General features: G+C 63.6%; 12 protein-coding genes. All 12 read right to left on the bottom strand.

Annotation, left to right across the window (positions count from 1 at the left end; all coding sequences use genetic code 11):
- Positions 1–2 precede the first annotated feature (2 nt).
- The 12 genes from S58_RS08280 to S58_RS08230 all read right to left on the bottom strand — a co-directional run bounded on the left by S58_RS08280 (position 3) and on the right by S58_RS08230 (position 12,867).
- Positions 3–2,600, bottom strand: coding sequence for a phage tail tape measure protein (locus tag S58_RS08280; RefSeq protein ID WP_015664824.1), 2,598 nt, complete (start codon positions 2,598–2,600; stop codon positions 3–5).
- A 1-nt stretch (position 2,601) separates the two neighbouring features.
- Complete coding sequence (locus S58_RS38375) at positions 2,602–2,742, bottom strand: hypothetical protein (RefSeq protein ID WP_015664823.1); 141 nt, start codon at positions 2,740–2,742, stop codon at positions 2,602–2,604.
- A gap of 17 nt (positions 2,743–2,759) precedes the next feature.
- Positions 2,760–3,053, bottom strand: coding sequence for a phage tail assembly protein (locus tag S58_RS08275; protein ID WP_015664822.1), 294 nt, complete (start codon positions 3,051–3,053; stop codon positions 2,760–2,762).
- A 77-nt stretch (positions 3,054–3,130) separates the two neighbouring features.
- Positions 3,131–3,634: a phage major tail tube protein gene (locus tag S58_RS08270; protein WP_015664821.1), complete on the bottom strand. Its 504-nt coding sequence runs from the start codon at positions 3,632–3,634 to the stop codon at positions 3,131–3,133.
- An 11-nt stretch (positions 3,635–3,645) separates the two neighbouring features.
- Complete coding sequence (locus tag S58_RS08265; RefSeq protein WP_015664820.1) at positions 3,646–5,055, bottom strand: phage tail sheath C-terminal domain-containing protein; 1,410 nt, start codon at positions 5,053–5,055, stop codon at positions 3,646–3,648.
- 90 nt (positions 5,056–5,145) lie between these two features.
- The gene (locus tag S58_RS08260; protein WP_015664819.1) at positions 5,146–5,718 is read right to left on the bottom strand and encodes a hypothetical protein; all 573 of its coding nucleotides are present in this window, start codon (positions 5,716–5,718) and stop codon (positions 5,146–5,148) included.
- A 10-nt stretch (positions 5,719–5,728) separates the two neighbouring features.
- Positions 5,729–6,844, bottom strand: a complete 1,116-nt coding sequence (locus tag S58_RS08255) for a hypothetical protein (RefSeq protein ID WP_015664818.1) — start codon at positions 6,842–6,844, stop codon at positions 5,729–5,731.
- 4 nt (positions 6,845–6,848) lie between these two features.
- Positions 6,849–10,067 carry a DUF4815 domain-containing protein gene (locus tag S58_RS08250; RefSeq protein WP_015664817.1) on the bottom strand — a complete coding sequence of 1,073 codons (3,219 nt, stop codon included), beginning with the start codon at positions 10,065–10,067 and terminating at the stop codon, positions 6,849–6,851.
- Complete coding sequence (locus S58_RS08245; RefSeq protein WP_015664816.1) at positions 10,067–10,765, bottom strand: hypothetical protein; 699 nt, start codon at positions 10,763–10,765, stop codon at positions 10,067–10,069. The genes S58_RS08250 and S58_RS08245 overlap by 1 nt, the downstream gene beginning before the upstream one ends.
- Entirely contained in the window at positions 10,749–11,594 is an 846-nt protein-coding gene (locus S58_RS08240; protein ID WP_015664815.1) for a hypothetical protein, read from the bottom strand. The genes S58_RS08245 and S58_RS08240 overlap by 17 nt, the downstream gene beginning before the upstream one ends.
- Complete coding sequence (locus S58_RS08235; protein WP_015664814.1) at positions 11,594–12,454, bottom strand: baseplate J/gp47 family protein; 861 nt, start codon at positions 12,452–12,454, stop codon at positions 11,594–11,596. Before S58_RS08235 ends, S58_RS08240 begins: the two co-directional genes overlap by 1 nt.
- Entirely contained in the window at positions 12,454–12,867 is a 414-nt protein-coding gene (locus S58_RS08230) for a GPW/gp25 family protein (RefSeq protein ID WP_015664813.1), read from the bottom strand. The genes S58_RS08235 and S58_RS08230 overlap by 1 nt, the downstream gene beginning before the upstream one ends.
- Positions 12,868–12,907: the final 40 nt, after the last annotated feature.

Genomic DNA, 12,907 nt, shown 5'->3' with positions numbered 1-12,907 from the left:
GATCAATCACTCAAGAGGCCGCGCTGCTCGGATTCGAGCCGGGCGAACGCGGCATAGACGGCTTCTTCGGCTGCCCGGCGGACTTCAGCCGGATCGCCGCCCTTGACGGTGATGTTGACCTCCGCGCGCTGGGACCGAGAGACCATTCCGCCCGCACCCGCCGCTGAAGACGACGCGGCAACCGCAGCCGCGCCGCTCGCGTTGAGGCGGCGCAGCGTTGCGTTGGTCTCGATCCGGCCGCTCGCGCCGGGGACGAACAGCTCGGGACCGCGCTCGCCGACAAGGTACGGCTTGCTGTAGCTCACCGGGCCGCCCAGAGCGCGAGCGCCAGCGATCGGGTTGGACGGGTCGCCCGAGTTGAGCCAGCCCTTCGTGCTCGGGCCGCTGCTGAATACACCCTTGATCGCGCTGCCCAGCGCCATCATCTTCTCGATCGCCGTCCCGACCCAGCCCACCAAAGTCGAGATGGCCGCGATGACCTTGTTCACGCCTTCGGCTGCCACACCGCCAACCGTCTCGCCCCAGGTCCGCCACTTCGCACCACTCTCGTCAAGTGGACCGAGCAACTGCCCGATCCAATTGACGACGCTACCGAGGCCGCTGGCGAGCTTGCTGATGCCCTCCCCGGCCGGGCCAAGGCCCTTCATGAATCCCTCACCGAAGCCCGCGAAGAAGGATTTGAGGCCATCCCAATTGTTGTAGACCCACACCCCGAGCGCAGTCAGCGCGGCGACCAGTGCCGTGATGATCAGGCCGACCGGGTTGGCAACCAGGCCCCACATCGCGACACCGATCGCGCGGACCGCCGTGACGGGAAACAGCAAGACCGCCTTGCCGAACGCCATCAGGCCGCCGCCCGCCACCGAGAGCCCCGCGAGCGCAATGGTTGACCAGCGCAGCATGGACATCGCGGCCAGGGCGACCCGCGTGCGTGCGCCGAGCGCCAGCATGACGGCCCCGGCACGGACAAGGCTGCTCGACAGCAACGCGATTCCGCCGACCAGCAGCCGGGCTGAACCGAGCGCCAACATCATGGCCGCGCTCAGCCCGCGCATTGCGAGCAGGGCCACCCGGCCGACCGCGCCAAGCACATAGAGCAGCGGACCGGCGGCGGCAGCCGCAGCGGCAAGATAGACACCCGTCTTCAGCACGCCGGGGGACGAAGCTGCCATGCCCTTCATCAGGTTTTCGAGCCACTTCATCCCATTGAGGATGTCGGGCATGACCAGCTCGGTCAGGGTATTGCGCAGGCTCTTGTAGGACGAATCGAGTTCGAGGATCGACTTCGGCAGACCCTGATAGGACACCTCCCAGGTCTTCGCGGCGTAGCCTTTGACGTCTTCGGTTACGTCCTTAAGAATTTCTTCGAGGTTCTGCGAAAGCAGTGCCAACATACGAACGGATTGGCGGCCCTCGAAGATGTTGGCGAGATCGCCCTGCGTCGCGCCCTTGGACTTCAGATCCTTCGCGAGCTTCAGCAGATCAACTTCGGACCCGGCCGTGGTGAACGTGTCATCGACCGCCTCCATGATGGCGCTCATGTCCTGCGCGCCCTGGGAGCCGAGCTTCGCAACCACGGCGTCATAGATCGCCTTACGCTGCCTCTCAGGCGAGCCCTTGTTCGCGTCGAGGGCCTTGTCGATCACCTTCGGGTCCATGTCATAACCCGACGCCGCAAGGCCAGCGCTCATGTTCGCCCCGGTGCGCTTGCCTTGGTTCACATAGTCCGAATAATTTAGGCCGAGCCTCGCCATCGTGGTCCGGCCTGCCTTGGTTGGCTTGACCATGCGGACATAGGCCGAGCGCAGCGCGACGCCGGACTCGGAGTTGAGGATGCCCGCCTTCGCCATGGCGATGATCATGGCGTTCGTCTGCTCGACGGAGTTGCCAGCCGCGGCAGCGGCTGCGCCGACGTACCGGAACGACTGCGCCATGTCCTTCGTGCTCGCGCTCGTCTTCAGTGCGCCATACACCAGGTTGTCCACGATGCGTTGCGTGCTCGCCGCCGCGTCCTCCGTGGACTTCATGCCGAGCTTGTACTGCGTCGCGAGCTTCGTGACGTAACCGCCAAGGTCCGCGCCGCTCATGTCTTCGGCTGTCGCCGCGCCCTGCATGACGGTCTCGATTGCGCCCTTTGCCGCGTCAACACTGAAGCCCGCCTTCAGAAGCTCGTTGAAGGTCTTCATGATCTCGGTCGCGTCGCCGTACTTCGCCGCGATAGCGTCGGCGTAGGCGACAATCTCGTTGCGAGCTTTTTTCCGCTGCTCGGGCGTCATGCCGTCGAGACCAATGGCTTCGAGCGTATTGCCCGCCTTCGCGCGCTCGTTGGCGGCCCTGATCGCCTCGACGCCCAGGAGCCCGGCAGGCACCGTCACGCCGAACGTGGCGTTGCGGCCGGTCCTCTGGACCTTGGCCATGCGCTTCGAGGTCTCGGCGAGATGCTTGTTGACAGCCATGAACGGCGCGTTCATGCGCGCGCCCATGGCAGCGAGCGAAGCCCCAAGTCCGTTGACCTGGGTCTTCGCTGCGCTCACCGCGGCGTTGAGGCTCGGACTGACCTTGCCACCGATATTGACGAATACCGAGAAGCCGGTTGCCATCCTACTTTGCCTTCATAGCCCTGTTGATGTCGGCCTGAAGCTCAGTCGCCGCTTCAAGCCACTCGTAAAACTCGTCGAGGAACATGTCTTCGACTTCGCTGATGGTGATGCCGCCCTTGGTCAGCCGAATAAGCGTCAGCATCGCTTTGCGAAGATCGCCTAGCTCGACTGACCCCCACGAAAAGCATCGAGCTGATCGCCCAGCTTCTTCGCGTCGTACTCGTCGAGCTCGTCGATCACGTTCGGAGCGACGCCGCAGAGATCGGCCAAGAGCAGAACGCCCCGGTCTGCGTCGTGCCCCTTGAACTTCGCCGCCTTCTTGGAGTCCTTGGTCTTCGGCCGACGCATGGTCAGGGACGAATACTTCTGGCCTTCCACTTCGATCGGAAAGTCGAGGGTGATCTTGGCTTCGGCCCGCATGTCGGGCTGCTTCTTGTCTTCGTCGTCGCTCACAGTGTCCGTTCTCCCGTTGAGTTCGCCCAAGGAGACTAGCCCCTGCGCTCGTGCGCAGACGGACTAGTCTCGTCGCCTTATATGCCCATCGCTGCCCGGATCGAGGCGAGTTGATCGACGCCGTTGACGATGCGGATCATGTTGTCCACGTCGATCTCGATCGCGACGGTGTCGCCGATCTGGACCTTGACGTAACGAAGCGACATTTCGGCCTCGTTCTGCGTCATGTCACCTGCCTTCCAGCTCCCTAGGGTGTTGCCCTTGAAGCCGCCATGCAGATCGACAACCATCGCCACTGCCGTCTCGCCGTCACGCTGGAGAGCACCACGGAGCTGCACACGCGCGGCGTTGCCGTCCATGTTGCCGAACAGGCCGAGAATCTGCGTATTGTATTCGCCGAAGGTGAACTTGGCAGTCATGACCTCCAGGCCCATGTCGAGTTCGACGGGGGCGTCCATGCCGCCCCCGCGATACTCTTCCGTCTTCACTTGGAAGTCCGGCAGCTCGACTTCGGCGACGCGACCGGCCCAGCCGGTCCCGTTGACGAAGGTGTTGAAGTTGCGAAGTACGCGCGGGATCATCTCTTTCCCCGTTATGCGAAGAGGTTGCGGATGTAGTCGGAGACGAGATGCGACCGGAAGGTCACGCGCTCGGCCGGATACGGCGGGGTGAAGTCATACGAGAACGTCACGTGACCCTGGGTGATGTCGGCTTCCGTGTTGAACTCCGGATCGACCCAGCAGTCGCCGCCAAGGATCGCGCCCTTGGTCTTCAACTGCCTCATATAAGCCTTGACGGACGCCGTCACGTCGTCGAGGTAATTCTTGGTGATGGAACGATCGACCGCCCAGCGGTGAGCCTTCGCGATCGAGATATCGATCATGTCGGCCGTCCGGGACACGGACAGGAAGGCGAACTTCTCGTCTGCCGAGCAGGTACGGTTGCCCCAAAGATACCAGCCGTCGTCGCGGATGAACGTCGCGATCTGGTTTTCGTTGAGGATGTTCGCGCGGCTATTCTTGTCGCCGTAGGCATAGTCGATCGGCCGGGAGATGCCGCCCATTCCGTAGACTTCCTTGTTAGACGGCGACTCCCAAAACCCCGACACGTTGTCCACGCGGGCGATAAGACCGGCGACGCGCGGCGACGCGGGCTCGATAGCATAGGTGTTGGTCTTCACCGACCAGCCGGACACCTTGGGATCGACGATATAGACGCGGCGGGTGCCGTGATCGTTGCGGTAGGAGAACGCGGCCGAGTCCGTGGTCGCCGGGCCGTCCGCGATGATGTGCGCCTTCATGGCGTCCGCGAGCTGCTTCAGCTCACCGACCACCGGGTTCGCCGAAGCGCCGGTCTGGATCGAGATCGCCGCGCCGACGCCGTCGCCGGAGATCTGTGCAGTGACGGGCGAGACAATGCCGTAGCCGAGAGACGTGAAGTCTAGGCCGGTCACCTTGCCGTTGGTGAGGATCACGGTCGCGGACGGGAGCACCGCACCGACGCCGCCACCCGTGAAGGTGACTTCGGCATGGGTGTAGCCGTTGCCCTGGGCGGTGACGGTGTGGCCGCTCACGCCGATCGGGCGCTGATGCGTGAAGCCCGGCGCGATGAAAATCATGGGCGCAACGCCGCACTCGGCTTCCGCCGCGCGTAGGACGTGAACGCCGGTGAAGGCGCCGGTCTCGGCGTCCACGCCGCCGATCACCTTCGAGAGCTGCGCGTTCTCTTGCTCGGCATCGGCGACGCGGATCACGACGATCAGAGCGCCACCCTGATCGTAAATTGCGTCGATCGCCTGCGGCAGGGTTCCGGTCTTGCCGATCATGGCGGCGGCTTGCCGACGATTGACGAGAACCGGGAAGTCGAGCGGGAATGCGACTTCATTCGCTTCGGGTGCGGTGCCGATCAATCCGATGACGGACGATCGGACGGTCTGGATCGGCCGGGGGCCGGAATCAACGACGACAGTCTCGACGCCGTGCAGAAAGTCGGTAAGGGACATTGTGTGCTCTCAACCCTCGAAGCTTTGGGATTGAGAGCACCGTAGGAAGAGCGTGCTTAGCTGTCGGGACCGTTCCAATAGCCTTTCAGATCAGAGCGTCATAGCGAGCCGGAACAGCGAGTCGAGGTCAGCACTCGTCTTGCCCAGCGCGGTCATGCACCCGACGACCATCGGGTCCGTGGAGACGAATTGCGTGGAATAGTCCCAGCTATCCTGTACGTCGAGCGGAGCCGCTTTTACGTAATCCTCGACTTGCTGGCGCACGCCGACCGCGGACATGGCGAGCCTGATCTGCCTGGGCGTGACGGTAAGAACGACAGGAATCTCCGACAACGTCATGGTGCCAAAGTCGAGCTTCTTGCCATTCAAATCGGCGAATGGATCGGCGCCGGCATAGTCCGCGATCTCGATGACCCGCGCACCAGGCGGAAAGATACGGGTCGCGTCACGGTCCACGGCCTGCACTTGCCAATCACCATTTGGCAGCGGCCAAACGGTCGCTTTCACGGTGTCGGGTAAAAACAGCGGCGTCGGACCATAGAGCGCGTCGTACCAGTCACGCCCGTCGCTTTCGCGCTTCGCGAACGCGGTGTTGAGCGCAAGATCGGGCGGGAATGGATTCGGGACATATGCGACCCACTGACCTTGATCGATGATCTGCATTGCGTTGTTCCTAGCTGAAGTTGTACCAGCCTTGCGGCGTAGCGAATTGGTGATAGCGGAACCGATACCGTGTATTCCCCGAAGAGTTGGACGTGAAGATGCCTGACACCACACACATGGTTCCGTAGTTGTCCACGCCCGAGCCGAACGGAAGGCTGCCTGCATCGAGGTCTCCCGCGTAGACCGCCCGCAAGGACGTGACAGGGTATCCAATGTTGCCGCTGGTCCAAATCGTGCCAAGGCCGCCGAGCTGATAGGTACTGCCATCAAAGAAAATGTACCTACTCCCTGAGTTTCCGAAGAACACTGCGCCGGTCGTCGGAGAACCGGGGCGCATGACATTCAAGTCGCCCGGATTTAGGCTGCCCGGAACTGCGCCACCAACACCAAGCCGCGCGCTAACAACCGTATCACCTCCAAACGAAGCACCACCGCCAACCGTGATTCCAAAGGTTCCCGTGAGCGCGACCGCACCGTTGAGCGAGATATTGCCCGACGCGCGGCTGATGCCGATCGCCGTACCAACAATCTCCCCGGCGTCGTTGAAGCGATTGAGCTGCAGATTGGAGCCGGCATTTGAGCCGCTCTCAGCGCCCCCGTCGCCCATCGCGAATTGCCAGCGGAACTTACCGCCGACCTTGCCAGAGATTCCGAGCACGCTTCCTGCCGCCCGATCGATATCCAATGGACCCGATAACGCACCGCCGGCCTTGTCCAACTTCGTCGCGAGCGTCGCCGTGAAGCTCTGAAGCTGCGTTGCGACGGACGAGTTGAGGTCTGCAACCGCCTGGTTGACCTCGGCCTCGTTGTCCGCGATCCTGCCATTGACCGCTTCCTGCAAAGCGATCATGGCGGTCGAGATCGCGGTCAGCGCCGACGTGATCATGTCCTTCGTCCGCTTGACCGTGGCTACGCGGTCGCTGGCCGTGCCAGCAGTTGCTTCCGCCGCCGACGCGAGGCGGACGCTACCGAACGCGGTCTCAGAAGCCACCACGTTGCGCTCTTCGAGCGCGGTCAAATCGTCGCTGATCTGGGCGATCGCATTCCGAATGCGGGTCGCATCCTCACGCGCGACGTTGTCGGGGTTGGGCAGCGGGTATCCCCGTTGCGTTGTTTCGCCCGCCATATTCTTACGCCCCCGTGGTGGACTTGACTGCGACTGCGCGGATGTTGCGGACGTTCGCGCGTGCAGCCGGGCCACCACCGATCTTGACGTAGGCACGGGACGCGCTGACCGAGACGTGGTCGAGCATGTACTGGCGCTCCTCCCAGCCATCGCCGAGCGGCGTTGCCTTTTCGAGCGTGAGCGCGTTCGCCGCCGACCAGACGGGCAAGCCCGCGTTGATGCCGGTCTGAATCTTGGCCTCGAAGGTCGAGGTCGAGGGCAGATAGACGTCGAGGATCAGCCGAACCTTCGAGTCGGTTCCCGCCTCGAAGGCGCGCGTGATGTAGTCGCCGGTCGGCTGGATCGAGCCCACGACGACTTGCAGGAACGGCAGCATGAGGGCGGAGAGGCTGGGCGTGCCGGTGATCCGCATGCGGACCTTCAGCGTGCCGGTGATCGACACGGGGAGCGACACATTCACGGCCGGGGCAGTGATATACTTCGCTCCGTCCGGAGCCTCGAACTCGACCTCGATCGCCGTTCCTTCGGGACGCTCGGCCGCGATCAGCGGCATCAAGTCCGAACAGTTCACGACATCGAGCGTGCCGACCTCGATTGAGCGAGTCGCCGGCGCATACTTCGCGCAGCGCAGGCGGAAGCCCAGCGAGCGGCCAGGCTTCGGCAGCCAGGTGCGAGAGTCGGAACCGTCGAGGAAGGTGCCGAGCGGGAACGCGTTACTGGTCACCCAGCCGTTGATCTGGTCAAAGCCGCCCAGGTCAGCGATGGCAACCGAGTGGGTCGCGTCGTCGGTCAAGAGCGTGATCGCATAGCTGCGATCCTCGCGGAGGGTCACTGGGCGCGAGAACGCCGCATAGGTCCAATCGGCCTCCACGCGGGGAGCGACCGAAAGCGGATCGATGATCTTGACCGTATTCATGTCGATCAGCGACTCCGCGACGACGCGCTCGGTCGGGATACCGAGTTCGACTTCGCGGAGCTGGACACGGACCGGCTTGCTCTTGTCGCCGACCTTGGTGAACTTGACATCGACGCCGAGCGCTTGGCGCGGCTCGCTCAAGCGGAAGGTCTGCGCGAGCGGGTCGGCGCTATACCAGAAGGTGGTGACGACGGTGCGCTCGTTGGTGATCGTGGTCAGCCACCCATAGGCCGTATAAAGCGCATCGGCCTTCGAGCCGCCCATGCCCTCGAAAGCAACGTGCTTGACGCCGACCGGGACGCCTGCCGGGATCTGGAAGGACGACACGACGGTCCCGTTTCCATCCGCACGCACGTTCGCCGGGGTCACGTCGATGTCGTCGAACTTGACCTTCTTCAGGACTTCGTTATAGCCCCACTTGTGGATCATGAAGCCGACCGAGCGCTGGCGGATCGTCTCCTCCGCGACGGTGGCGCTGTTCACAATGCGGGCGGTCGTCTCGGTCGTGGTGCCGATCAGCGGCCCTGCGGCGAAGCCAGTGCGCTGCCACGCGATGCGCGACGTGAACACGGAGGTCCACACGTTCTGCGTATCGGTCCACAAATCCACGGACGGATCAAGCGTGACATCGGTCGGCGGCGGGGCGAACGACGCATAAGGATTGATCTTCGACTCGCCGGTGATCTGGCGCTGCTCGAAGACATTCTCAGATGTGAACGCGAGCGTTGTCGCGGACAGCGGCATGATGGTAACGGTCGGAATCACCGGCAGCCAAAGCAGGCCGCCGAAGATCGCGCCATTCTGCGGAAGACCCTGGTCGCGCATGTCATCATCGAGCAGCGGATCGACGAACACGCCACGCTTCGAGGACACCTCCTTGCGGTCCACGTCGCGCTGAAGCCGCTCTTCGGCGACCAACGCGTAGAGATCGCCGACCATCGTTTCGAGGCTGCGCAGATCGGCGAACGGCATGCGGATGGTCGCAACCTGCTTCACGGTTGGGACCAGACCCCAATTGTTGTAGACATCGGCCAGCTTGTGCAGCGTCGGTGCGACGGTCGCCGGCTGCGGCGCGTAGAGTGAGCTAATGCCCTTCAGGTAGGAGATCGAGCCGGTCTGATCGACGACGATCGCGTCATAGCGCGGCAGCTTCGTGTCATACTTCACGAATGCGGTCGTGTCGTCGGCCGCGCCGGTGATGTCGAACGTATCGCGCGTGACGTAGGCCGGCGTCGCGTTCGTGAGGTAGCGATACGTGACTTGATAAGTCGAGCCCGGAGCGATCTCGGCACCACTCGGCGACCAGTCAACGGCCGCCCCGGTCAGCTTGTAGTCTGCAGTCGGCGCATAGACGGTCGCGCCCTGCTTCACCTGCCGGATCGAGAGAACGGTCGGATCGGGCAGCGTGTCCGAGACGCCGGTATAAGTGCCGTGCGTGAGCGTGACGGTCTTCTCGGCAATGATGGTGACTTCCTTCACAGCCGCGATCGGCGCGTAACGGACCTTGATGGTCTGCGTGCCGGAATTGACTGCGTGCGGTTCGTCGTCGATCGCCATGATCTCGGGCTCTTCGGCGACACGCAGGCGCGCGGAGGCAGGCCGGGTGCGCTTGTAGCCGTAGACGTTGATCGTGCCTTCCGAGATGGTGAAGGCTTGCCTGCCGGTGTCGTCGAGGCCGAGCGCCTTGACATTGAAGCCCTCGACGACATAGCCGCCGTGAGCTTCACGGTCATAGCGCGCGAGCAGGTTTGCCCAGGCATCATCCATGCCCGGCTCGGTCGGCGTGTCGATCGTCCCGTCCTTGATCGTATAGATCGGGAAGAAGTCGCCCTCCTCGCCGTCGCCCTCAAAGCCCCAGCGGCCCAGCATCGCCAAAGCCGACGCGCCGGGCTCGCCCTGAGCGCGTGTTCCGGGGGCGAGACCCTTGAGCGTCGGGTCCTGCTCATAGGTCACAGTGTAGGTGCGCAGGCGGATGCCGATGACCACGGTGCCAACGGCCGAGATGGTGATGTTGCGCGCTTCGATGTCGTGCACCGAGCCACGGATGTAGACCTTCGCCGCAGCCAAGCGTGCCTCGACCGTGCCGTTGGTTATCGGCCCGAGCACGATGGCGCCACCGCTCACAAGCGAACCATCGCGCCAGAAAGCGTCGGCGATGCCCTTCACGCGGTTCGCCTCAATGTCCTGCATGACATTGATCTCGTTGCTGGTCAGGAAGCGGTCATAGTGAGCCGCCAGACGCTGGTACCCCTTCGTCGGGTTGAATGTGTTGATATAGGCCGGGAGTTGGTCGCGAGCGTCTGCCACTAGATCACCAAGACGTAAGAGAAGCCCTGCCGAGAACTCGGAGACCGAGGGATACCGGCGAAGCGGTCGAGCAGAAGCAAGTATCCGGGTTCGGCGACCTCTTCGGGAGTCAAGTACAGTTGCCCTTCAGGCACGCCAGCGGCGCGCACGCTGTCCACGAAGATGCCGACCTCACGGATTGTCTCGGTCGCGGCTTCAAGGAAGTCGAACTGCGTGGCGACGTACAGGTAGCGTGTGGCCGTGCTCGACACCGACCACCGATCGCCACCCGGCGTGTAGAGGTTGCCGTTTGGATCGGGCATGACGAACTCGACCGACGACGCCGCCCGGCGGCCGATCTCGCCGGTCAGCGCGCCATCGCTCGCGCTCAACGGCGGCGTGCCATAGACGGCCTGCGCCTGAGCGGTCGCACCCGCCAGGATCGCGCCACCATTGACCCGCGTCACGACGCCGGTGTTCGGATCGAAAAGATAGTCGCCGGGCGACTGATAGGTCTGCGCGCTGCCCTGGCTGTTCACCACGAGCGAGGCGACCGGCGCATGGTCAAGCGTGAACTGTTCGGGAGAACCCGCAAAGGTCTTGAGCTTGACGTCGGTCGCGCCCCACCACGACGCTCCACGCCCCCAGGCAAAGAACATCGGGCGAGCCTTGAGAGCGGAGGCCAGACCGGCCCGACCGCTATTAACCAGAAGTGCCATCAGGGCCTCCGTAGATGATGAATGGTTCAAAGTTCCAAGACTGGCCCCAGCGGGCGCTGGACCACGGCATCCAAACCGCGTTGCCGAGATCGATGGTCTCGCCAGACAAGGCCGCCTGGATCGCGACGACGGAGGGTTCGAGGACTGCGCCGTCGAGCTGCGAACGGTCGAGGACGAACCCCTCTTCGAAGCGCGCGGTCCCGGACACCAGGCCGTCGGTGCCGCCCGAGGTGTGCGCGCCGAAGTCGATCTCCCCGCCGTGCAAGCGACCGAACGACAGCTTCGGTTCGATACCTTCGAGGTAGACCCCGGACCAATCGTCGAACATCGCGCCGTCGAGGCGCATCATGTCGAGGCGCACCGGTCGGATGTCATAGCCGCCGTAGACGCGCCCCAGGATGGAGGACGCGCCCTTCGAGAGGTCCGCGAGGCCGATCAGGTTGAGCAGCGTCGCCCGCTCGGGCTCGTCATCCATACCGAGCTGAAATAGCCCGTAGCGCACGTCTCCGTGCGTGCCGCGCTCATGCTCGCCGTTGAGGGCAAGCCATTCGAAGACGATCTGGAACGCCTCTAGACGGCCACGGACGGCCTGCCAATGCTTCCCTTCCTCGTAGAGGCGTTGGTGGTCGTCCATGAAAGCAGCCGCGTCTTCGAGCCCCCAATGCCGCAGCAACCACGGCAGCACGTCTTCGGGGATCACGTCGCGATAGCGGATATCGGCGATCTCCTGGATGAGCGCCGCGTGCCGCGAGCGTGCGTCCACCGTCCGAATGGCGGCGAGATCGAGCGGCGTCGAGTTGCGCGGCGCGAGATCGACAAGGTCGGTCATCAGTAGGCCCGGCCCTTGTAATTGAGCTCGATGGTTCCGAGCGCCACTGCCTCATTGCCTGCCGTCACAACGACGCTGTTTGACGCGGGCGCGACCAGCGACACGCGCTTCACGCCGACCGTGCGCAGCGCCGCGACCGCGAAGTCGGACGCGAAGTCCCAACCCAGGCGGCGCTCGGCCGCGAAGTTGGCGACAAGCGCCGCTTTGGACGCGGCCATTGTGGTTTCTTTGGTGGCTTCCGGCAGCAGCCATACGTCGGCTTCAACGTTAACCGTGAGGATCACCGCGCGGACCACCGTGATATGGTCGTTGTCGCCACGGACACCCGGCTGATTGAGGGCCGCTTCCACGGTCGCGAGCAGATCATCGCTCGCCACGCCGCCGTTGTCCTTCGATAGGATCGAGACGAGAACGCCCCCCTTGGCGTCGCCCTCAACCCCAACGTCATCCACGCGCAGCGGATCGGCGGCGAACGCGTGGCGTTTATACCAGTTGTCGGTGAAGCCGCCCTGCCCCTTCTTCGTCTCACGCAGGCGACGGCGAAGATCGTCGATCGCCTCACCATCGGCCTGCGTCAAGTTCCAGTCCGAAGCCAACGCGATGAGGTCCGCGCCCTGGGCGAAGTCAGTGAGCGTCGCCCGGAAGGTGTCGTTCATGGCCGAGACCATGAGCAGATCGCCGTAGGCTGCGTGCCGACAGAAGCGGTTGAGCGGGTCGGACCGCAGTATGTACGTGTCCCAATCGAAGCCGGCGTCGGCGAGCAGGCCACGCAGTTGCACGAGGCGATTGTTGAACAGTGTCTCGAATGCGGGCTCGCGCTCGATGACCGGCAACGGGATATTTGGGAGCGGAGCATCCATCAGATGTAACTCCCAACGATCACGTTGTTCGAGACCACGACGCGCCCCTGCGCATCCCGCGCTTCCGAGTAGTCGCCGAGATGACCGCGCGGGTAATAGATGCCGTCGATGTCGAAGGTCGCGTTGCCTTCGTCCGTCATGTCAGAGAGCGCCATTTGGATGATGCGGAAGCGCGGCTCTTCAGCCATGAGCGCCTCGGGGTTGATGCGATTGATCGCTTCCGGCACGGCCGCATAGAACTCGATCACCGTCACCTGAGACACGGCGCGGTCCACAAGGCGCGGCATCTTCGAGCCAAAGTCACGGGCCATCACGAGCGACCCGAGGGTCGTCCCGAGAATAATCGCGATCGATTGCCAGACATCGTCGATGCCTTCCAACTTCTCGCCCGTGGTGAGATTGACCGTCGCCATAGAGCGCACCGTGACGCGTCGGCGCGCTACTCGACAGTCC

Source organism: Bradyrhizobium oligotrophicum S58 (assembly GCF_000344805.1).
Lineage (GTDB): Bacteria > Pseudomonadota > Alphaproteobacteria > Rhizobiales > Xanthobacteraceae > Bradyrhizobium > Bradyrhizobium oligotrophicum.
This window is presented reverse-complemented; position numbering and strand designations above follow the sequence as displayed.